Origin of the sequence: Massilia sp. DD77 (assembly GCF_036961685.1) — a bacterium.
Taxonomy (GTDB): Bacteria; Pseudomonadota; Gammaproteobacteria; order Burkholderiales; family Burkholderiaceae_D; genus Telluria.
On record NZ_JBAMDH010000023.1, the window covers coordinates 76,829 to 98,552 of the forward strand.

Sequence of the window (21,724 nt, forward strand, 5' to 3'; positions counted from 1 at the left end):
CGATCCATGTTACGTACGGGCCGCAGGGACCCCTTGAGCCGGCGCAAGGACGCGCCTCCTGCGATCCTGCCGGGCCCAGGCCTCGCCCCGTGCTCAGCCTGTCCGGCGCCTGAGAAGGTGGCGGATACGCGCGCTGAGCGTAGCGAAGTCATACGGCTTGCGCAGGAGATTGACGCTGGCCGGCAGCCTGCCTTCGTGGGTCAGCACGCCTTCCGCATACCCCGACGTGTACAGGATCTGCACATGCGGCAGGCGCGCGCCCACGATTTCGCCAAGCTGCAGGCTGCTGATCGGCCCGGGCATGATGACGTCGGTGAACAACAGGTCGATGGCCAGGCCGCTTTCGATCATGTCGACCGCTACCGAGGCGCTGGACGCCTGCAATACCTGGTAGCCAAGCACGGACAGGCTCGCGCAGGTCGCCTGGCGTACGCTCTCTTCGTCTTCCACCACCAGGATGGTTTCCGGGCCGCCTTCCAGCAGTGCCGCGGCCGGCAGGTCCTGGGATATGGGCTCGGCATCGGTGCGCGGCAAATAGATCTTGACGCTGGTCCCCTCTCCAGGCGTGCTGGACAGCAGGATTTCCCCACCCGACTGTTTCACGAAGCCATAGACCATCGATAGGCCGAGGCCGGTTCCCTGGCCGATCGGCTTGGTCGTGAAAAACGGCTCGAAGACCCGCGCCATCACTTCCGGCGTCATGCCCTTGCCGTTGTCGGCGACTTCGATCATCACCCAGCGTCCAGCCGGCACGTCGGGCGGCAAGGCGTCGCCCGGATCGACGTTGGCGGCCCGGATGGTCAGGGTGCCGCTGCCGGCCATCGCGTCGCGTGCGTTGATGGCCAGGTTCAGCAAGACATTATGGAGCTGGTTCGGGTCCACCAGGATACTGCCCAATCCAGGCTGAATTTCTGTGCGCACACTGGCGCCCGGCCCGAACAAGCGGCGCGTCATGTCATCCAATTCCCGCAGCAGATGCGCGGGATTGGTGGGGGCTGCCTGCAGCGGCTGCCGGCGCGCGAAAGCCAGCAAATGCGAGGCCAGTTCGGCGCCGCGCCTCACTCCGGTCAATGCCGTGTCCACGCGCACCTTGCCGAATTCCTTCACGCCGTCGCTCAGCTTCAGGAGCTGCAAATTGCCGCCGATGATCTGCAGGACGTTGTTGAAGTCATGGGCCACGCCGCCGGTCAACTGGCCGATCGCTTCCATTTTCTGGGACTGGAGCAAGGCCGACTGGCTCGCCGCCAGCTCCTTCTGGCTTTGGCGCAGGGAGCTGAAGGCGGCATCGCGCTGGCGCCGCGCCACGCAGGCATTGCTGTGGAAGCGCACCCGTGCGACCAGTTCGCGCGGGTCCGGCCACTTGACGAGGTAATCGCTGGCGCCGATCTCGAAGGCCTGCGCCTTCATGTCCGGATTGTCTTCCGCGGACAGGATGATCACGGCGACGTGTTCGGTGTCCTTGTCGGCGCACAGCCGGCGTGTCACCTCGAAGCCATCCATGCCAGGCATGCGCATATCCACCAGGACGACGGTGGCGGCCATCTCCCTGGCCGCGTCGACAGCCCTTGCCGCATCGGGCGTGAAGCGGAAGGTATGCGGCCCGCACGCCTTCAAGCCGTGGGAAATGATTTCTTCGGAAAAGGATTCGTCGTCGACGAGGAGAACGGAAGGATGTTGTAGCGTGCGTGCGGTCATTACAACAGCCGGGAGAGGTTAGAGTGCGGCTCATCAAGAAAACGAGGAATCGTGGATTCTACTACCTTGGAACCCGATTTTTTGTCGTCGAGACATCGACAAGCACGTCGTATATTGACGACAAGTATGGTCGTCCAGGTGCTGCGAACGGCTGTCCAGGGCAAGTCCGCTCATCGGGCCACGGCCCGTCCTCATGCGGCGCTCAGGCCACCAGCCCGTGCTGGATGGCGTAGCGGATCAGATCCGCATTGTTTTTGAGCTGCAGTTTGCCAAAGATGCGGCTGCGGTAGGTGTTGACCGAACTGATGCTGATATCCAGCTTGGCCGCCACCTGCTTGACCGGCTGGCCCACCGCCAGCAGGTGCAGCACCTGCAGTTCACGGTCGGTCAGGCGCTCATGCGCGTGGCGCGGATGGGGCGAGGACACTTCGCGCGCGAGTATGTCCGCCAGGTCTTCGCTCAGGTAGCGTCCGCCCGCATGCACCTTATGGATGGCCTTCAGCATGACATCGACGGTCAGCGATTTCGGAATGTAGCCCGCGGCGCCGAGTTTCAGGACCGGGATGCCGAAACGCTCTTCGCTATGTGAACTCAGCACGAGTACCCGGAGGCCGGGAAAACGCTCGACAACCTTCCGCAGCGCATCCAGTTCGTGGATGGGGCTGAGGGTAAGGTCGAGCAGCAGCAGGTCGGTTTCTACCGTTTCCAGCACGGCAAGCGTCGATTTCAGGTCAGCCGCTTCTCCCACCAGGACGATCTCCGGGTCGACGGACAAGACCTTCTTGACACCCTCGCGCACCAGCTGATGATCGTCGGCAATAACTACTCTGATCATTTATGGTTGACGCCCAGGAAAAGTGTCGTATGGGACGATATTAGCAAGAATGGGCTCATCGTGAAGTGGGGAATGGCGGCGCCGTACGATTGAAGGGAAGGACGCTAGCGGATTGAGGCAAGATGCCTGGGTGGCCCGGGCCATGGAAACGGCAGGGCCGGATGATACGGCAGTGCGCGATGATAATGGCTTACGCAAGGCGACGCGATGGGTAAGCTTGCGACAGCATGACGCAATCCGTGCGACGCCGTGTAGGACTACGCCGCAAGGCGGGTGGCGGCCATGCATGGGAAGACGCCATGCGCCAGCCCGGCGCCGGCGACGCGGCGGGCCCGGCCGAGGCCGCAGTCACGCGGGTTGCCGGTGACATCGCGTCGCAATCCATCCGACTTCGCCTGCCGGCCTGATCCCGGTAAGCTGCGCGCTCCCATTCCCCGATGCTGCTTCTCAGCAATGCCTACCTTGGACAACATGACTCCGCAAGCGACGAATCTCCGCGTCCTGGTCGTCGACGACAATGCCGACGCCGCCGACACCCTGGCGTCCTTGCTGGCGATCTTCGACTGCACGGTGAAGGTCGCCTATTCCGGCATCGAGGCGCTTGCTGTAGGGGACATGCTCTGCCCGCAATTCGTGATCATCGATGTCGCGATGCCGCGCATGGACGGCTGCGAGACGGCGCGCCGCATGCGCGCACGGCCCTGGGGCGAGCAAGCCTGCATCGCCGCCTTGACGGCATGGGGGGATGACGACAGCCGGCAGCGCACGGTACAGGCGGGTATCGATTTTCACCTCGTCAAGCCTGTCAGTGCCGAGGTGCTGCTCGGGGTCCTGGCCTGCGCCCGCGCATGAGCGCCGTGTGTCGTATGTCGTGTGTGCATCTTCCAGGCGCTGTGCTATCTTGGAATTATTGATCGACAATCACACAAAGCGTCCAGGGAAGGCTTGCAAGCATGGCGAATGACGCAGCCAGCATGGAGAAAGCCGCTCGGCTGGCGCTGACCGCGACCGGAGACGACTGGGCGATGGTCAGCATTCATCTGCCTGACGGGGCGGCTCCGCAACGCCTTTGCACGGCGGAAGCCCCGGTGCTTAGCGCAGCGCTCGAAGCGCTCGAAGCGCAGGTCGCCGATGACGAGTGCAACCTGCCGGACCTGCGCCTCGCCCGCTTGCCTGCGGGATGCCTTGAATTGATGGAACGTTCCGGCCTGCGCAGCTATCGGGCGGTGAGGCGCAGCTTTCCGTACGGGGCGGGGAAGGGCAGCTGCGTGCTGGCCGTCGCCGGCGCATGTGCGCGGGATCCGGACGCCGGCCGCGAACTGGGCCTGGTGGCCGACCTGTTCGTGGACAGTGTGCCGGGCCGCGTCGCCGGCATGGCCAGCGAGGACGCGGCGATGTTCGGGTTCCGCCCGGCTGCCGGCGCCGAAGGCGGCGCGGACGGCGATACCGGCCAGGCGCAGGAACAATTCCGGCTGCTGTTCGAGTCCGCTCCCGGACTCTACCTGGTGCTGACGCCGGACCACTTCCGCATCGTGGCGGCGAGCAATGCCTATCTTGAGGCCACCATGGTCACCCGCGAGCAGATCGTCGGACGGACCCTGTTCGATGTGTTCCCCGACGATCCGGCGGATGAAGCCGACAGCGGCGTCGCGGCGCTCAATGCGTCGCTGCTCCGCGTCCGGCAAACCCGTGTTCCCGACGTGATGGCGGTGCAGCGCTATCCGATCCGCCGTCCGGACGGCGGCTTCGAGCTGCGCTACTGGAGCCCGATCAATTCGCCGGTCCTCGATCCGGATGGAAGAGTGATGTTCATCATCCACCGGGTGGAGGACGTGACCGATTACGTGCTCACACACAGGCCCTCTGGCGCCGATGCCTCCCAGGCCAAGACCACCCGGCTCGAAGCGGAAATCGTGCTGCGCTCGTACGAGCTCAAGCACATGGCCGATTCGCTGGCGCTGAGCGAGCAGCGGCTGCGCTATGTCACTCGCGCCACCAACGACGTCGTCTGGGACTGGAGCATGGCGGACGATGCCCTGTGGTGTAGCCGCAGCGCCCTGGAGCCGCTCGGCGGCGTGCTGGCGCGCTCGACCCGCCTCGAGGACTGGGAGGCCTGCATCCATCCCGACGATCGCGCGCGGGTCGGCGCCAGCCTGCGTGCGGGCGTGGCGGCGGGGCGCGAAAACTGGGCCGCCGAATACCGGCTGCGCCTGTCCGGCGACGTCGAGCGCCATGTGCTGCACCGCTGCTTCATGGTGATCGACGAGCAGGGCCGTCCGCAACGGATGGTCGGCAGCATCGCCGACCTGACCGAGCCGAAGCGGCAGGAAGCGCGCCTGCGCATGCAGGCCGAAATGCTCGACTATGCGACCGACGCCATCCTGGTGCGCGACCTGGACAACCGGGTGCTGTACTGGAACCAGGCCGCGGCCGCGCGCTACGGCTGGAGCAGCGAGGAAGTCATCGGCCGGCCGGTGGCCGAGACTCTGTACGCCCAGTGCGCGCCTTCCGATTTCCAGCATGCGATGCAGGTGCTGATGCGGCACGGCGACTATTCTGGACGGATGGTGCATTCGGCGGCGGACGGCCGCAAGTTCGTCGTGCACGTGCACTGGATCCTGGTGCGCCGCGAAGACGGCACGCCGCGGGCCATCCTCTCGGTGGTGACGGACTTGAGCGAGCGCATCGCGCTGGAACAGCGCCTGCTGCAAATCCAGAAGCTCGAATCGCTGGGCCGGCTGACCGGCGGCCTGGCGCACGACTTCAACAACTGGCTGACCGTTATTCTCGGCAACGCCGAAGAGCTGGTGGATGCGCTCGAAGACCAGCCCGAGCTGCGCGACATCGCCCACATGATCCGGATGGCCGGCGAGCGCGGGGCGGAGCTGACGCGCCGCCTGCTGGCCTTCGGACGCAGGCAGCCGCTGACGCCGCAGATCCTGGCCGTCGGGGAAGCGATCGCGTCGATCCGCCCCCTGATCGCGCGCAGCCTGCCGGAGAATATCGATCTTCAGCTGCTGGACATGGAGCGCCACTGGTGCGTCTACGCCGACCGCGCCCAGCTCGAAGCCGCCATCCTGAACCTCTGCATCAATGCGCGCGACGCCATGCCCGAGGGCGGGAAGCTGACCATCCAGCTGCTGCTGGTCGAAATGGAAGAACAGAAGACTGAACTGAACAAGCCGCTGCCGCCCGGCGAATATGTCGTGATCGCGGTCGCGGACAACGGCCATGGCATTCCCCAGGACGTGATGGACCACGTGTTCGAACCCTTCTTCACGACCAAGGACGAAGCTTCCGGCAGCGGGCTGGGCCTGAGCATGGTCTACGGCTTCGTCAAGCAGTCGAACGGCGACGTGACGATCTACTCGGAACCGGGGCGCGGCACGCAGGTGAAACTCTACCTGCCGCGTGCGCATGCCGAACCCGAGGCGCGGCCCGGGCCGGCGGCGGACGCAGGCGCGCGGCCCCCGGCCGGATCCGCCATCCTCCTGGTGGAGGACGACCCGATCGTTCGCGCCCACATTTCCGCCCAGTTGCGCGAGCTGGGATGCGAGGTCGCGGAAGCATCCCGGGCCGAGGAAGCGCTGGCGCAGCTGGCGGAGGGCGCCCATGTCGACCTGCTGTTCACGGATGTGGTCATGCCGGGCATTTCCGGCATCGAGCTTGCCCGGCGCGCCCGCGAACTGCGGCCCGGACTGCGTGTCCTGCTCAGCTCGGGGTACACCTTCGAAGCCATGCGGCACCAGAATGAGCTGGGGCCGGATGTCCGCTTCCTGAACAAGCCGTATGGAAAGATTGTCCTGGCGCAGGCACTGTCGGAAGCGCTGGGCAGTCCCGGGGTTGCGCAATGAACTCGCCGGCGGACGGCAAGCGCGAGCGTGACCTCGTGTGCCGCAGGATGCTGGCCTTCGCCAGCGTGGCCGAGCACCTTGCCGTCCCGAACGATCTGTCCGCCCTGGGAAGCCAGATCCTCGCTTCGCTGCGCGACGACGTCGAAGCGCTGGCCGTCTACCAGGCCGTGGAGGACCACGGCCTGGCCCTGCTGCTGCATGCCGGATGCCGGCAGCCGCCGCCCGAGCGGGCGGCCGATGCGGCGCAGATCTGCGGCGTGGAGCCTGACGGCGCCGCCGCCTACGACGGGGGAGCACGCATCGTCGACCTCGGCGCGGCGCGCCCGGAATGGATCGGCGAAGGCCCCTCCACGCTGGCGGCCGTCCGGTTCGGCGGCCGCGGTGAGCAGGACACGCCGGGACTGGCGCTGTTCGTGCTGCGGCATCCCGGCCATACCCCGTCGCTGGCGGCGCTGCTCGAGTTGACCGTGCACCGGATTTCCCAGGCGCTGATGCGCGACATGGCGCCGCCCGGCGGCCAGTCCGGCGCCGGCGCGGGCAAGATCCGGGTCCTGCTGATCGACGACGAGGCCCTGCTGGTCGCCCACCTCAGGCGCATCCTGGAACGGGCCGGCTTCGCCTTCCATGCGGCGCAGAGCGCGCAGGCCGGCTTCGACCTGGCGGTGTCGATCCAGCCGGATGTGATCCTGATCGACAAGGTCATGCCGGACCTGGACGGCGTCAAGCTGCTGCGCAGGATGCGCAGCCACGAATTGCTCAGCACCGTCCCCGTCATCATGCTGTCCGGTCAGGCCGACGAGGCGGCGCGCGTCGCGGCGCTGGGCGAGGGCGCGGACGATTTCGTGGTGAAGCCGTTCAGCGCGAAAGACCTGGTGGCGCGGATCGACGCCAATGTCCGGCTGGTGCGGCTGCGGCGAAACGCGGTATGGCGCCAGGGCGAGCTGCTGCGCCTGCGGCAGTCGCAACAGGAGCTGCGCACCCTGCTCGACACGGTCCAGCGGGTCCGCGACGACGAGCGGCGCATGCTGGCGCGCGAAGTCCACGACCAGCTCGGCCAGTTATTAACGGCGGCGAAGATCGACATCCGGCTGCTGCAGGACCGTATCGCGGAACCCGAGCGGCTGCCGCCCGTGCGCGACATGCTGGGAGAGCTGAGAGCGGTACTTTCGAGCGTAGACTTGGCTATTGCCGCAGTGCAAGACATCGCGGCGCTGCTGCGCCCGCCCGAGCTCGAGGAGGGCGGGCTGGTCGGCGCGCTGCGCTGGCAGGCGGCGGATGTGCAGCGCCGCACCGGCATCGACTGCGCCGTCCTGCACGACCCTGCGAGCTACGTCGAGCAGCCGCCTTTCGTGGCTGGGGAGCTGCTGCGGATGTGCCAGGAAGCCCTGACCAATGTCTTGCGCCATGCGGGCGCCACGCGGGTCGTCATCCAGGTCGCGATGCGCAACGCTTCCCTGCTCGTCAGGATCTGCGACAACGGCGCCGGTATCCCGAGGGAGCGTTTGCACGATCCGGCGTCCCTGGGCCTGAAGGGCATGCGCGAGCGCGCCGCCAGCATCCGCGCGAGCATCCATATCTACGGACGTCCCGGCCGGGGGACGATGGTCGCCATCCGGCGCAGGCTGGCTTACCGTTGAGCGCTCGGAACCGCGGCCGGTCGCCTTCCCCGGCTGAACACCAACGCAAGCCTGCGCTTCCTGCGATAATTTCGGCCATGAAGCCGCTTACCTTCCACGCCGGGCCGCTCGCCCTCGCGCGCATCCGCGCGCAGGGCCTGCGCGCCCAGGACATCGCCATCGTGCCCGCCGCGGCGGGCGGCCCGAAAGGCCTGATCTTCCAGTCGCTCGACCAGTGGATGTTCGGCGAATGGTTCGCCGGCGCCCCGCGCGAGCGCACCCTGATCGGGTCCTCGATCGGGGCCTGGCGCATGGCCGCCGCCTGCCAGAAGGACCCGGTCAAGGCCTTTGCGCGCCTGGGCGAGCTGTACGCCGGCCAGCGCTACACCAGCAAGAAGCCGACCCAGCACGAGATCGACGAGGTGGTCCAGGGCCTGCTGGGCGAATTCGTGCGCGGGCACGAGGACGACATCGTCAACCACCCGCACCACCGCCTGCACCTGCTGACCGTGCGCGGGCTGCGCTCGCTGGCCGCACCGGCGCACCGCTATGCCGAGCTGCGCGGCTTCGCCTCGGCGGCGCTGCACAACATCGGCTCGCGCGCCTGGCTGGGTCGCCTGATGGAGCGCGTGGTGATCGGCGACCGGCGTTCCAGCGCCCCCTGGCTGCGCGAGCGCTTCGACGCCTTCACCACCCATTTCTCTGCCTTGAGCCGCGAAAACCTGGCGTCGGGGCTGCTCGCCTCGGGCACTTTACCCCTGATCATGAAGCCGGTGACCGCCATCGCGGCGCTGCCGCCCGGCCATTACTGGGACGGCGGCATCATCGACTACCACCTGGCGCTGCCGTATGCGCGCGCGGCGGGGGAAGGGCGCAGCGACATCGTGCTGTATCCGCACTTCACGCCGCACATCGTGCCTGGCTGGCTCGACAAGGGCCTGCCGTGGCGCAGGGCTGCGCGCGGCGCGAACCGCGGCTGGCTGGACAACGTCGTGATCGTTGCCCCGTCCGAGGAATTCCTGAAAACCCTCCCGCGCGGCAAGCTGCCGGACCGGAACGATTTCGGCTTCTACGGTCTCGACCACGATGCGCGCATCCGCGACTGGCAGCGCGCCATCGGCGAAGGCGAGCGGCTGCGCGACGAGCTGGCGGCCTTCGCCGAACGCCCGGACCTGGCGCGTGTAGAGCCGATCTGACCCGGCAGGAGCCCATCCCATGACCCTTCCCGTGCGTTTCGCCCAGGCGCAGGCGCAGCACCGCGATGCAATGGCCGCCCTGTTCCGCGAGGTGTGCCGCGCCGGCGATGCGCTGCCGTTCACCGAGGACACGCCCGACAGCCTGTTCGACGCGATGTGGCTGGGTGCGGGCGTGCAGGCCCATGTGGTCCTGCTCGAGGGCGAGATCGTCGGCATGTACAAGCTCAATGCCAATCTCCCGGGCCGGGCCTCGCACGTCGGCAGCGCGACCTATCTGGTGCGGCCCGACGTGCAGGGCAGGGGCATCGGCGGCGCGATGCTGCGCGAATCGCTCCGGCAGGCCGGCGCCGCGGGCTTTCGTTCGATGCAGTTTAATTTTGTCGTTTCGACAAACCGGCCCGCGGTTGCGCTCTACGAAAAGCACGGGTTCCGGATCGCGGGAACCCTGCCTGAAGCCTTCCTGCACCGGGAGCTGGGCTATGTCGACGCCTACGTCATGTCGCGTCCGGTCGGGCAGTCCGGTCCCTGAGGGCCCGCCTGTCGTTTTCGCGACGCATCCCGCGCGCCCGCAAGCGGCCGTTTTTTTCGGCAACGGGCCTTCCGGGGTTACAATGTGAGGTTTGAAGGCGGCGCCTATGCCGCCTGCGTCTACAGAGAGAAAGAGTTCCCATGAGCCTCAAATGCGGCATCGTCGGCTTGCCCAACGTCGGCAAGTCCACCCTGTTCAATGCGCTGACCAAGGCCGGCATCCCGGCTGAAAACTACCCGTTCTGCACCATCGAGCCGAACGTGGGCGTGGTCGAGGTGCCGGATCCGCGCATGCAGGCGCTGGCCGACATCGTCAAGCCGGAACGCATCGTGCCGGCGATCGTCGAATTCGTCGATATCGCCGGCCTGGTGGCCGGTGCGTCGAAAGGCGAGGGCCTGGGCAACCAGTTCCTGTCGCACATCCGCGAGACCGACGCCATCGTCAACGTCGTGCGCTGCTTCGAGGACGACAACGTGATCCACGTGGCCGGCAAGGTCAGCCCGATCGACGACATCGAAGTCATCCAGACCGAACTGGCGCTGGCCGACCTGGGTGCCGTCGAGAAGGCGATCCACCGCGAAAACAAGAAGGCGCGCTCGGGCGACAAGGATGCCGCCAAGCTGGTCGCCATCTGCGAACGCCTGCTGCCGCACCTGAACGAAGGCCAGCCGGTGCGCACCATGGGCCTCGACGCCGACGAGATGGCCATGATCAAGCAGCTGTTCCTGATCACGGCCAAGCCGGCCATGTACGTGGCCAACGTCTCCGACACCGGCTTTACCAACAACCCGATGCTGGACCAGCTGACCGCCTTCGCGCAGAAGCAGAACGCGCCGATCGTCGCGATCAGCGCCGCCATCGAATCGGAAATCGCCGACCTCGACGACGCCGACAAGGCCGCCTTCCTGTCCGACATGGGCATGGAAGAACCGGGCCTCGACCGCCTGATCCGCGCCGCCTATAAACTGCTCGGCCTGCAGACCTATTTCACGGCCGGCGTGAAGGAAGTGCGCGCCTGGACCGTGCCGGTCGGCGCTACCGCCCCCCAGGCGGCCGGCGTGATCCACACCGACTTCGAACGCGGCTTCATCCGCGCCCAGACGATCGCCTTCGATGACTACATCGCCTTGAAGGGCGAGACCGGCGCCAAGGAAGCGGGCAAGATGCGCGCCGAAGGCAAGGAATACATCGTCAAGGACGGTGACGTGCTGAACTTCCTGTTCAACGTCTGATCCAGAATGCATTGCAAAGGGTCCTTCGGGGCCCTTTTTTTATTCTCGAGAGTGCCGCGTCATGAAGAAGAACATCCCCTCCCTTGCAGTGGTCCTGTCCCTGGCCGCCATGCCCCTGGCCGCACCCGCGGCGCCGGCCGGCAAAGCGATCCGATGCGGCATGTGCGACGAATGGAACCAGCCCGCCGCCCCCTTCAAAATCCACGGCAACACCTGGTACGTCGGCACCGCCGGCCTGTCCTCGGTGCTCGTCACCAGCCCTGAAGGCCACGTGCTGATCGACGGCGCGCTGCCCCAGTCAGCTCCCCTGATCCGCAAGAACATCGAGGCGCTGGGATTCCGCATGCGCGACATCAAGGTGATCCTCAATTCGCACCCGCACTTCGACCACGCCGGCGCCATCGCCGAACTGCAGCGCGCCAGCGGCGCGACCGTGATCGCCAGCCCGCACGCGGCCCAGGTGCTGCGCGACGGTACGCCCGGTGAGGACGATCCGCAATACGACCCGAAGGACCGCTATCACATCCCGAAGGTCGCCGGGGTGCGCGAGATCGCCGACGGCAAGAGCGTCGCGGTCGGCCCGCTGCGCCTGACCGTGCATTACACGCCGGGCCATACGCCGGGCGGCACCAGCTGGAGCTGGGAGTCCTGCGAGCAGGGCGCATGCGCGGTCATCGTCTACGCCGACAGCCTCACGGCGGTATCGACCGACGGCTTTTACTACAGCGGCGATGCCACCCGCCCGGACCTGAGCGCAAGCTTCCGCAAGACCATCGCCCGCATCGCCGACATGCCCTGCGACGTCCTGGTCACGGCCCATCCGTCCTTCAGCGACCTGTTCGCCAAGGCGGCGAACAGGAAGGACGGCGCCAATCCCTTTGTCGATCCACAGGCCTGCCGCAAGCTGGCCTCGGCCAGCAGCCGCAACTTCGAGGCGCGCCTCCAGCGCGAGCGTGAGGAAAAGGCAAAGACGGCCGCCGCCGGACGCTGACGCCGATTGCTGCGATACTAATGGCCTTTCCCCGCATGTGAACGCCATGGCCATCCTGACCGAACTCGTCGTCTATCCGATCAAATCCTGCGCCGGCCTGTCCGTGCCGCAGGCCACGCTGGCGCGGTCCGGCCTGGTGGCCGAGGGTGTGCACGACCGCGAATGGATGCTGGTCACGCGCGAGGGACAATTCCTGACCCAGCGCGAGTTTCCGCGCATGGCCCTGGTCACTCCGCGCGTCGAGCATGAATTCCTGGTGGCCGAGGCGCCCGGCATGCCGCCGCTGCGCCTGCCCCTGGCCCACGACGCTCATGCGCCCACCCTGCCGGTGCAGATCTGGGACCACAGCGTGGCCGCCGCCGATTGCGGCGACGCCGCCGCGGCCTGGTTCGCCAACGCCTTGCAGGCCGCCTGCCGCCTGGTGCGCTTCCGCCCGGAGGTGCAGCGCCCCACCAGCACCAAGTGGACGGGCGGTACGCCCGCCGAGACCCGCTTCGCCGACGGCTATCCCTTCCTGTTGATCGGCCAGGCCTCGCTCGACGACCTGAATGCGAAACTGCGTGCCGCCGGCCGCGCGCCGCTGCCGATGAACCGCTTCCGGCCCAACCTGGTCGTGGACGGCATCGACGCCTTCGAGGAGGATTTCGTCGAAGCCTTCACCGCCGACGGCCTGTCGCTGCGCCCGGTCAAGCCCTGCGCGCGCTGCCCGATTCCCGCCATCGACCAGGCCACCGGCATCCCCGGCCCCGATCCGATGGACATCCTCCAGACCTACCGTGCCAATCCGCGCATGGAGGGCGCCGTCTGCATCGGGCAGAACTGCATCGTCCAGGACGGCGCCGGCGCGGTCCTGCGCGTCGGCCAGGAACTGGACGCCAGCATCGCCTTCTGACGCCGCGCCGGGCGAACCCGTCCGGCCGTTGCCAAGGCCATAACAGGTGTCGCAAATTCGACGACAACGCGGCCCTTTCGCGCCCCTCCGGGGGCGTTTTTCGTTTCCAAGCAAGGACAGATGGCGTAATGTTACGGGTATTGCTGAAAGGAATTCCCATGCACGAGCCAGACGCGTCGACGCGAGAACTGATGGCGGAAAACGAAAGCCTGCGCGCGCGCATGGCCTACCTGCTCGAGCAGGCGGAACGCAATCACGAGATCATGTGCCGCCACCAGGCCTTCGATTTGCAGATCGTGGGCGCCGGCAGCTTTCCCGAGCTGGTGGGCACGATCTTCCGCACCTTGCCGGTGATTTCCGAGCTCGACATCGTCACCCTGTCGCTGGTGGACGAGGACGCCGACATCTATACCGTGATGCACAAGCTGGGCGTGGATTTCGAGCAGTTCCCGCACCTGATGTTCTGCGAGCAGGCGGTGGAGCTGGGCTTCGACCTGGCGAGCGGGCGCCGCGTGCGTCCGCTGCTGGGCGCCTACGCGCCGGCCCAGCATTGCGCGATGTTCCCGCACCCGCCGGCCGGGCTGCAGAGCGTGGCCCTGGTGCCCCTGATGCGCAACACGCGCCTGATCGGCAGCCTGAACCTGGGCAGCGTCGATCCCAACCGCTTCACGCCGAACCTGGGCACCGATTTCGTCGAGCACATGGGCTCGATCATCGCGATCTGCCTGGAAAACGTGATCAGCAACGAGATGCTGAAGTACATCGGCCTGACCGATTCGCTCACCGGCGTCTATAACCGCCGCTACATGGACCGCCGCCTGCTGGAAGAAATCGCGCGCGCGCGGCGCCAGGGCTACCGGCTGTCGTGCATGTACATCGACATCGACCACTTCAAGCGGGTCAACGACACGGTCGGCCACCAGGGCGGCGACGAGGTGCTGCGCGAAGTCTCCGCGCGCATCAAGGCCGAGCTGCGCATGTCCGACGCGCTGGGGCGCTTCGGCGGCGAGGAATTCGTGGTGCTCCTGATCGACGCCGACCTGGAGGCGGCCACCATGGTGGCCCAGCGCATCCGCGCCAGCGTGGCGGCGCAGCCGGTGGATTTGAGCACGGGCGAGCGGGTAGGCGTGACGGTGTCGATCGGGGTGGCGGGCTTGTCCGATTTCGACCGCGAGCATGCGATCGAAGGCGTGGCCCAGGAGCTGGTGGCGACGGCCGATTCGGCGCTGTACCAGGCCAAGGCGGGCGGGCGCAACAAGGTGGTCACCATCGCGTAAGCGGGTCCGTGCCGTTTGATGATCGTAGGGTTGGCGGCTTCGCCGCTAACCCTAGAGTAGCCGGCCCTCGGCGCGGCTGACCGCATCCCCTTCGCCCCGCAGCACCACCACGTCGCCCACGTGCAGCACCGTCTCCGGCCCGGCCTCGAGCTTCTCGCCGCTGCGGCGCAGGGTCGTCACCTCGGCCCCCACTTCATCCAGCCGCAGTTCCGCCAGCCGCTTGCCGACCGCCGCGGCGCCATCGCTCAGGGTCACCGAATGCAGGCGCACATAGGTGTGCTCGGGATCGTCCGTGATGTCGCCGGACCCGTGGAAGTAACCGCGCAGCGCCGCATAGCGTTCGTCGCGCGCGGCTTGCACCCGGTGCACCACGCGCCGCAGGGGCACGCCCAGCATCACCAGCGCGTGCGAGGCGAGCATCAGGCTGCTCTCCAGCGCTTCCGGCACCACCTCGGTGGCGCCGGCGGCCTTGAGGAGATCGAGGTCGCTGTCGTCGTGGCTGCGCACGATCACCGGCAGGTTCGGCGCCAGCTCGTGCACCAGGTGCAGCAGCTTGAGGGCCAGGCGGGTGTCGGCGAAGGTGATCACCAGGGCGCTGGCGCGGTTGACGCCGGCCGCGATCAGGGCTTCGCGGCGCGAAGCGTCGCCGTAGGAGACATTGGCGCCGGCGGCGCGCGCTTCCTGCACCCGTTCCGGGTCCAGGTCGAGCGCGTACCAGGGCAGCTTTTCCTCGCTCAGCAGGGTCGCCAGGCTCTGGCCGCTGCGCCCGAAGCCGGCGATGATCACGTGTTTTTGCGTCTTCATGGTGCGCGTCGCCAGCTGGGTCAGCGCCAGCGACTGCATCATCCACTCGTTGGCCGCGACCTTCATGACGATCTTGTCCATGTTGGCGATCATGAAGGGCGCCACCAGCATCGACAGCACCATCGAGGCCAGCACCAGCTGCATCAGGAAGGGATCGATCAGCTTCGAATCCGAGGCCAGGTTGAGCAGCACGAAGCCGAATTCGCCGGCCTGGGCCAGCGCCAGGCCGGTGCGCATCGAGACCCCGTCCGAGGAGCCGAACAGCTTGGCGAGGCCGGCGATCAGCGCGAACTTGAGCAGCACCGGCAGCACCAGCAGCGCCAGCACCAGCCACCAGTTGGCCAGCACCATCTGCAGGTCGAGCAGCATGCCGATGGTGATGAAGAACAGCCCCAGCAGCACGTCGCGGAAGGGTTTGATGTCTTCTTCCACCTGGTGCTTGTACTGGGTCTCGGAAATCAGCATGCCGGCCACAAAGGCCCCCAGCGCCAGCGACAGGCCGGCCTGCTCGGTGATCCAGGCCCCGCCCAGGGTCACCAGGAGCAGGTTGAGCATGAACAGCTCCTGCGAGCGGCGCTTGGCCACCACCGTGAACCAGCGCCGCATCAGCTTCTGGCCGAAGAACAGCAGCAGGGCCAGCACCGCGGCCGCCTTCAGGGCCGCCAGGCCGAGGGTGGCCGGCAGGTCTTCCGGGTTGCGCGCCAGCGAGGGAATCAGGATCAGGAGCGGCACCACCGCCAGGTCCTGGAACAGCAGGATGCCGATGATGCGGCGTCCGTGCTCGCTCTCGAGCTCGAGGCGCTCGGTGATCATCTTGACCACGATCGCGGTCGAGGACATGGCCAGCGCCCCGCCCAGGGCGAGGGCGGCCTGCCAGCTGATGTTCAGCTGCGGCGTGAGCATGGAGATCAGCTGCCCGAACAGCATGGTGGCCACAATGGTCAATACGACTTGCGCCATGCCCAGCCCGAAGACGATGCGCCGCATCGCCTTGAGCTGGGCCAGGGAGAATTCCAGTCCAATGGAGAACATCAGGAACACGACGCCGAATTCGGCCAGCGCGTGGGTGGCCGGGCTGTCGTCGGCCAGGGCCAGGGCATGGGGGCCGATCAGCACGCCGACGGCGAGGTAGCCGAGCATCGGCGGCAGGTGGAGCATGCGGAAAGCAACCACGCCGAGCACGGCGCAGCCCAGCAGGAGCAGGGTCAGTTCAAGTCCGGAATGCATCGGCCCTGTTCCAGTCCTTAGGACGGTCGGTGTTGTTGTTTGTTATGACTGGCAAGTTTTTTGCTTTCCCAATTCGTTTATACTTCTGGTATGAGTGTAACCGATGAAAAAACAATGCTGAAAAGTTTTGACGAGAGCCAGGCGCGCCGGCTCCTGGAACTGGGCCGCGAGACCCTGGCCATCGAGGCCGACGCGATCCGCGCCCTGCATGCGCGCCTGGGCGACGACGACAGTTTCGTGCGCGCCGCCGACCTGCTGTACGCCTGCAAGGGCAGGGTGGTGGTGTCCGGCATGGGCAAATCGGGCCACATCGCCCGCAAGATCGCCGCCACCCTGGCCTCGACCGGCACCCCGGCCATGTTCGTCCACCCGGGCGAGGCCGCCCACGGCGACCTGGGCATGGTCACGCCGAACGACGTCTTCATCGCCATCTCGAACTCGGGCGAGTCGAGCGAGCTGCTCGACATCCTGCCGGCGGTCAAGCGCATGGGCACCCACGTGATCGCCCTGACCGGCAAGCCGGCCTCGCGCCTGGCGCTGCTGGCCGAGGTCCACCTGAACATCGCGGTGGACAAGGAAGCCTGCCCGCTGAACCTGGCCCCGACCACCAGCACCACCGTCACCCTGGCCATGGGCGACGCCCTGGCCGTGGCCCTGCTCGATGCGCGCGGCTTTCGCGAGGAAGACTTCGCGCTGTCGCACCCGGGCGGCGCCCTGGGCCGCCGCCTGCTGACCCACGTGCGCGACGTGATGCGCAGCGGGGCGGCGATCCCGGTCGTGGCGCCCGAGGTGCCGCTGGCCAAGGCCCTGCTCGAGATCACCCAGAAGGGCATGGGCATGACCGCCGTGGTCGACGCCGACAACCGCCCGATCGGCGTGTTCACCGACGGCGACCTGCGCCGCCTGATCGAGCGCATGCACGACTTCTCGAACCTCACCATCCGCGACGTCATGCACGCCAACCCGCGCCGCGTGCATCCGGAGCAGCTGGCGGTGGACGCCGTCGCCGTGATGGAGGAATTCCGCATCAACCAGATGCTCGTGGTGGACGCGGACGACCGCCTGGTCGGCGCCCTGCACATCCACGACCTGACCCGCGCCAAGGTGATCTGATGCTGCCGCTCGCACACATGGAACGGGCCGCGCGCGTCAAGGTGATGATCTTCGACGTCGACGGCGTGCTCACCGACGGCAGCCTCACCTACGGCCCGGACGGCGAAGTCACCAAGACCTTTAACGTGCTGGACGGCCTGGGCATCCAGCTGCTGAACAAGACCGGCGTCCAGACCGCCATCATCAGCGCGCGCAACTCGCCGATCGTGGTCAAGCGCGCCGCCGACCTGGGCATCACCCACGTCTGGCAGGGCTTCCACGACAAGCGCATCGGCTTCGCCGAGCTGCTCGCCAAGACCGGCGTGACGCCGGAAGAGTGCGGCTACATCGGCGACGACGTGATCGACCTGCCGCTGTTCACGCGCGTGGGCTTCGCGGTCACCGTGCCCTCGGGCCACCCGGAAGTCCAGCACCGCGCCCACTACGTGACGCGCAACGCGGGCGGCCGCGGCGCCGTGCGCGAGGTGTGCGACCTGGTGATGCGCGCCCAGGGCACCTACGAACAGGCGCTCGCGCCTTACTTCGCCTGAGCATGCGATGGTCGGCTACCTGAACAACAAGCGCACCGCGCACCGCTGGAAGCTCCTGACGATCATGATGATCGCGGTCTTCTGCGCCTTCGGCAGCTTCTGGCTGCTGCAGGCCTTCGACGGCGACGACGCCGGCGCGCGCCTTGGCGGGCCGCCGACGGAGCCCGACTACATCGTCGAGAACTTCTCCTTCGTGCGCATGACCGAGGGCGGCCAGCCGAGCTACGTGGTGTCGGGCAAGCGCCTGACCCATATCCCCGAGGGCGACGTCTCGACCGTGGTGCAGCCGGTGCTGCGCGGTGTCGAGCCGGGCCGTCCGCCGATGACGGTCACCGCCGACCGCGCCCGCATTTATCACCAGGAACACCGCGTCGACATGCTCGGCAACGTCGACCTGCAGCGTGCGCGCACCGCCAGGTCGGAAGCGCTGCGCGTGCGCACCCAGGCGCTCACCGCCTTGCCGGACGAAGAAATCCTCAAGACCGATCAGCCGATCGAGATGCAGCTGGGCGCTTCCAGCGTACGCGGCACCGGCATGGTGGCCAACAACGCGACCCAGAAGATGCACATCGCCAGCCGCGGCCAGATCGTCTATCCGCCACGCGCGCGCCAATAGGCCGTTCATGACAGCGCCGCGTCAACCCAGGACCAGAACATGATGAAGAAACACCTCGCTGCCCTTTGCCTTTCCCTGCTGTCGCTCCCGGCTTTCGCCGAGCGCGCCGATTCGCTCAAGCAGGCCGTCATCAATTTCGACTCGCTCGACGTCGACGAGGTCACCCAGACCCGTATCCTGACCGGCAACGTGGTCGTCACCCGCGGCACCCTGGTGCTCAAGTCGGACCGCGCCCTGGTCAAGGAAACGCCGGAAGGCTACATGAGCGTGACCCTGACCGCGAACCCGGGCAAGGTCGCCACCTTCCGCCAGAAGCGCGACGGCGGCCCCGACCTGTGGGTCGAAGGCCAGGCCCAGCGCATCGAATACGACGAACGCATCGAGATGGTCAAGCTTTTCTCGGACGCCGTGGTCAAGGAACTCGAGAGCAAGCGCGTGACCAACGAGATCAATGCGCCCTTCATCTCCTACGACAACCGCAAGGAAGTCGCCAGCGTGCGCAACGACGCCAGCGGCCAGAGCAAGGTCGGCGGCGGACGCGGCACCCTGATCCTGGCGCCCAAGCGCGCCGCGCCGGCGCCGGCGGCGGCACCCGCGGCGGGCAAGCAATGATGGAGGCACGCGACAGCGGCAGCACCCTGATCGTCAAGGGCCTGCAGAAGAGCTACGGCAAGCGCCTGGTGGTGCGCGACGTCTCGCTGCAGGTCGAGTGCGGCGAGGTGGTCGGCCTGCTGGGCCCGAACGGCGCCGGCAAGACCACGTCCTTCTACATGATCGTCGGCCTGGTGCCTTCAGACGCCGGCTCGATCGACATCAACGGCACCGACATCTCGAGCCTGCCGATCCACCGGCGCGCGGTGCTGGGCCTGTCCTACCTGCCGCAGGAAGCCTCGGTGTTCCGCAAGCTGACCGTGGAGGAGAACATCCGCGCGGTGCTCGAGCTGCAGCAGGTCGACGGCCGGCCGCTGAGCAAGGAACAGATCGGCGAACGCCTCGACACCCTGCTGGCCGACCTGCAGATCGAGAAGCTGCGCGAGAACCCGGCCATGTCGCTCTCGGGCGGCGAGCGCCGCCGCGTGGAAATCGCGCGCGCGCTGGCCACCAACCCGCGCTTCGTGCTGCTGGACGAGCCCTTCGCGGGCGTCGACCCGATCGCCGTGATCGAGATCCAGCGCATCGTGCGCTTCCTGAAAGAGCGCAAGATCGGTGTCCTGATTACCGACCACAATGTCCGCGAGACGCTCGGCATCTGCGATCGCGCCTACATCATCAACCAGGGGGCCGTGCTGGCCTCGGGCCGGCCGGACGACATCATCGCGAATGAGTCCGTGCGCCGCGTCTACCTGGGCGAACACTTCCGCATGTAGAAGACATGAAACAATCCCTGCAACTCCGCACATCGCAGCATCTTGCACTGACGCCCCAGCTGCAGCAGTCGATCCGCCTGTTGCAGTTGTCCACGCTCGAACTGCACCAGGAGATCGAGCAGATCCTGTCCGATAACCCCTTGCTCGAACGGCTGGACGATCCGCTCGACCGCTCGGTGCGGCTGCTGGCCGACGGCGCGATCAACAACGCGCCTCCCAACGGCGAGGCGCCGGCGCCGGCCGCCCCGGCGCAGGAAGGCGAAGCCGCGCCCGCGGCATCCAGCGAAGCCGGCGAGGGTTTCGAGGGCGGCGACGCCGAACGCGACGCGTCGGACGCCGACTGGGGCTCGGGCGGCGGCTCCGGCGGGGGCGAGGACGAGGATGGCCGCCCGCAGCTGGAGGCGAGCGCCATCAACCTGCGCGAGCACCTGATGGAACAGATCCGCGTCACCGGCTGCTCCGCGCGCGACCGCGCGCTGGCCGAGCTGGTGATCGACGCGCTCGACGACAACGGCTACCTGGAAGAACCGCTGGACGAGATCCATGCCCGCCTGCCGGAAGAGCTCGAGATCGACATGGACGAGCTGCGCTGCGCCCTGGCATTGGTGCAGAGCCTGGATCCGGTGGGCGTGGGTGCGCGCAGCGCGGGAGAATGCCTGGCGCTGCAGATCCGCCGCATGCCGGGCGTGCCGATGGTGACGCGGCGCCTGGCGCTGAAGATCGTCGAAGGCTACCTGAGCTGGTTCGCCCAGCGCGAGTACAGCAAGCTCAAGAAGGCGCTGGACTGCGACGACGAAGACCTGCGCGAAGTGCAGGCCGTAGTGCGCCAGTGCAATCCTCACCCGGGCGCGGCCTTCGCGTCGAACGTGTCAGACTACGTGGTACCGGATGTGATCGTGCGCCGCGCCAAGAACGGCTGGGCCGTGATGCTGAACCCGGATGTGATGCCGCGCCTGCGCGTGAACAGCCTCTACGCCTCGCTCATGAAGCAGGGCAAGTGCGAAGGGCAGATGAATTCGCAGTTGCAAGAAGCCAAGTGGCTGATCAAGAACATGCGCCAGCGTTTCGATACCATCCTGCGCGTGGCCGAGGCCATTGTCGAGCGACAGAAGAACTTTTTCTCCCACGGCGCGGTTGCCATGCGGCCCCTTGTTTTACGTGAGATAGCTGATACACTAGGCCTACACGAAAGCACAATTTCTCGTGTTACAACGCAGAAGTACATGCTGACCCCGCACGGCATGTTCGAGTTGAAATACTTCTTCGGAAGCCATGTCGCCACCGAAGCGGGGGGAGAAGCCTCCTCGACGGCGATCCGCGCTCTCATCGCGCAATTGACAGGAGCAGAAGACCCTAAGAATCCTTTATCCGACAGCAAGATCGCGGAGATGCTCGGGGAACAAGGCATGGTCATTGCGCGCAGGACGGTCGCCAAATACCGTGAAGCGCTCAAGATCCCTCCCGTCAGCCTCCGCAAAGCTTTGTAACAGCGTTGCCCACTCCCGCCTTGTGCCTGGGCGGCGCGCCTTTTCAAAGGAGTGTGTATGAACCTCACAATCAGTGGCCACCATCTCGAAGTGACTCCCGCTATCCGTGAATATGTTCAGAATAAGCTCGAGCGCATCATCCGGCATTTCGATCAAGTGATCGACACCCACGTCTTCCTTGCCGTCGACAACCTCACTGAAAAAGAAAAAAGGCAAAAAGCTGAAATCAATGTCCAGGTGTCCGGCAAGACCCTGCACGTGGCCAGTGTCGCCCAAGACCTGTATGCCGCAATCGACACGCTGATGGACAAGCTGGATCGACAGGTTCTGAAACACAAGCAGATGTTGAAAGACCATAACCACCAAGCGATCAAACGCTTGCCGGATCAAGGAAGCGAAGAAGCCGCTGCAGCCTGACCTGACAGGCAGCAGGGCACACCAGCTAAGGGCGTCTGAGGGGACG

At 66.7% G+C, this 21,724-nt stretch carries 21 protein-coding genes; 17 read left to right on the plus strand and 4 right to left on the minus strand.

Annotation, left to right across the window (positions count from 1 at the left end; translation table 11 throughout):
- Positions 1-93: 93 nt before the first annotated feature.
- Both V7778_RS15495 and V7778_RS15500 read right to left on the minus strand, forming a co-directional pair.
- A complete protein-coding gene (locus V7778_RS15495; RefSeq protein ID WP_335556858.1) occupies positions 94-1,695 on the minus strand; it encodes a response regulator in 1,602 nt (533 codons plus the stop codon).
- A 202-nt stretch (positions 1,696-1,897) separates the two neighbouring features.
- A complete protein-coding gene (locus tag V7778_RS15500; protein ID WP_335556860.1) occupies positions 1,898-2,530 on the minus strand; it encodes a response regulator transcription factor in 633 nt (210 codons plus the stop codon).
- A gap of 239 nt (positions 2,531-2,769) precedes the next feature.
- On the opposite strand from V7778_RS15500, the gene V7778_RS15505 reads away from it, so the two are divergent.
- Both V7778_RS15505 and V7778_RS15510 read left to right on the plus strand, forming a co-directional pair.
- Positions 2,770-2,937, plus strand: coding sequence for a hypothetical protein (locus V7778_RS15505; protein ID WP_335556861.1), 168 nt, complete (start codon positions 2,770-2,772; stop codon positions 2,935-2,937).
- A 64-nt stretch (positions 2,938-3,001) separates the two neighbouring features.
- A complete protein-coding gene (locus V7778_RS15510; protein ID WP_335556863.1) occupies positions 3,002-3,382 on the plus strand; it encodes a response regulator in 381 nt (126 codons plus the stop codon).
- Between the two features lie 55 nt (positions 3,383-3,437).
- Here the strand turns inward: V7778_RS15510 and V7778_RS15515 are convergent, their stop codons facing one another.
- Positions 3,438-3,566 (minus strand): hypothetical protein, encoded by a 129-nt coding sequence (locus tag V7778_RS15515; protein ID WP_335556865.1) that lies wholly within the window; start codon positions 3,564-3,566, stop codon positions 3,438-3,440.
- Positions 3,567-3,618: 52 nt separating this feature from the next.
- Between V7778_RS15515 and V7778_RS15520 the strand changes: the two genes are divergently transcribed.
- The 8 genes from V7778_RS15520 (at position 3,619) to V7778_RS15555 (ending at position 14,117) form a co-directional block, all read left to right on the plus strand.
- The gene (locus V7778_RS15520; protein WP_335556867.1) at positions 3,619-6,384 is read left to right on the plus strand and encodes a PAS domain-containing protein; all 2,766 of its coding nucleotides are present in this window, start codon (positions 3,619-3,621) and stop codon (positions 6,382-6,384) included.
- Positions 6,381-8,021, plus strand: coding sequence for an ATP-binding response regulator (locus V7778_RS15525; protein ID WP_335556868.1), 1,641 nt, complete (start codon positions 6,381-6,383; stop codon positions 8,019-8,021). Before V7778_RS15520 ends, V7778_RS15525 begins: the two co-directional genes overlap by 4 nt.
- Positions 8,022-8,098: 77 nt before the next feature.
- Positions 8,099-9,196, plus strand: a complete 1,098-nt coding sequence (locus tag V7778_RS15530; RefSeq protein ID WP_335556870.1) for a patatin-like phospholipase family protein — start codon at positions 8,099-8,101, stop codon at positions 9,194-9,196.
- Between the two features lie 19 nt (positions 9,197-9,215).
- Positions 9,216-9,725 carry a GNAT family N-acetyltransferase gene (locus V7778_RS15535; RefSeq protein WP_335556872.1) on the plus strand — a complete coding sequence of 170 codons (510 nt, stop codon included), beginning with the start codon at positions 9,216-9,218 and terminating at the stop codon, positions 9,723-9,725.
- A gap of 140 nt (positions 9,726-9,865) precedes the next feature.
- Positions 9,866-10,957: a redox-regulated ATPase YchF gene (gene ychF / locus V7778_RS15540; RefSeq protein ID WP_335556873.1), complete on the plus strand. Its 1,092-nt coding sequence runs from the start codon at positions 9,866-9,868 to the stop codon at positions 10,955-10,957.
- A gap of 61 nt (positions 10,958-11,018) precedes the next feature.
- A complete protein-coding gene (bla, locus tag V7778_RS15545) occupies positions 11,019-11,948 on the plus strand; it encodes a subclass B3 metallo-beta-lactamase (protein ID WP_335556875.1) in 930 nt (309 codons plus the stop codon).
- A gap of 46 nt (positions 11,949-11,994) precedes the next feature.
- On the plus strand, positions 11,995-12,840 hold the full coding sequence (locus V7778_RS15550; RefSeq protein WP_335556876.1) for an MOSC domain-containing protein: 846 nt from the start codon (positions 11,995-11,997) through the stop codon (positions 12,838-12,840).
- A 158-nt stretch (positions 12,841-12,998) separates the two neighbouring features.
- Positions 12,999-14,117 (plus strand): GGDEF domain-containing protein, encoded by a 1,119-nt coding sequence (locus tag V7778_RS15555; protein ID WP_335556877.1) that lies wholly within the window; start codon positions 12,999-13,001, stop codon positions 14,115-14,117.
- A 51-nt stretch (positions 14,118-14,168) separates the two neighbouring features.
- Here V7778_RS15555 and V7778_RS15560 read toward each other — a convergent pair whose 3' ends face one another.
- Positions 14,169-16,148, minus strand: coding sequence for a monovalent cation:proton antiporter-2 (CPA2) family protein (locus V7778_RS15560; protein ID WP_335556878.1), 1,980 nt, complete (start codon positions 16,146-16,148; stop codon positions 14,169-14,171).
- A gap of 90 nt (positions 16,149-16,238) precedes the next feature.
- Between V7778_RS15560 and V7778_RS15565 the strand changes: the two genes are divergently transcribed.
- Genes V7778_RS15565 through hpf form a run of 7 tightly spaced genes read left to right on the plus strand, consistent with a single transcriptional unit; the run spans position 16,239 to position 21,678 of the window.
- Positions 16,239-17,261: a KpsF/GutQ family sugar-phosphate isomerase gene (locus tag V7778_RS15565; RefSeq protein WP_335556880.1), complete on the plus strand. Its 1,023-nt coding sequence runs from the start codon at positions 16,239-16,241 to the stop codon at positions 17,259-17,261.
- A complete protein-coding gene (locus V7778_RS15570; RefSeq protein WP_211520457.1) occupies positions 17,261-17,791 on the plus strand; it encodes a KdsC family phosphatase in 531 nt (176 codons plus the stop codon). Before V7778_RS15565 ends, V7778_RS15570 begins: the two co-directional genes overlap by 1 nt.
- Positions 17,792-17,798: 7 nt before the next feature.
- The gene (gene lptC / locus V7778_RS15575; RefSeq protein ID WP_335556883.1) at positions 17,799-18,407 is read left to right on the plus strand and encodes an LPS export ABC transporter periplasmic protein LptC; all 609 of its coding nucleotides are present in this window, start codon (positions 17,799-17,801) and stop codon (positions 18,405-18,407) included.
- A 39-nt stretch (positions 18,408-18,446) separates the two neighbouring features.
- On the plus strand, positions 18,447-19,019 hold the full coding sequence (gene lptA, locus V7778_RS15580; protein ID WP_335556885.1) for a lipopolysaccharide transport periplasmic protein LptA: 573 nt from the start codon (positions 18,447-18,449) through the stop codon (positions 19,017-19,019).
- Positions 19,019-19,774 (plus strand): LPS export ABC transporter ATP-binding protein, encoded by a 756-nt coding sequence (gene lptB / locus V7778_RS15585; protein WP_335556896.1) that lies wholly within the window; start codon positions 19,019-19,021, stop codon positions 19,772-19,774. The genes lptA and lptB overlap by 1 nt, the downstream gene beginning before the upstream one ends.
- Before the next feature lie 5 nt (positions 19,775-19,779).
- A complete protein-coding gene (locus V7778_RS15590) occupies positions 19,780-21,261 on the plus strand; it encodes an RNA polymerase factor sigma-54 (RefSeq protein ID WP_335556886.1) in 1,482 nt (493 codons plus the stop codon).
- A 57-nt stretch (positions 21,262-21,318) separates the two neighbouring features.
- Positions 21,319-21,678 carry a ribosome hibernation-promoting factor, HPF/YfiA family gene (gene hpf, locus V7778_RS15595; protein WP_211524229.1) on the plus strand — a complete coding sequence of 120 codons (360 nt, stop codon included), beginning with the start codon at positions 21,319-21,321 and terminating at the stop codon, positions 21,676-21,678.
- Positions 21,679-21,724: the final 46 nt, after the last annotated feature.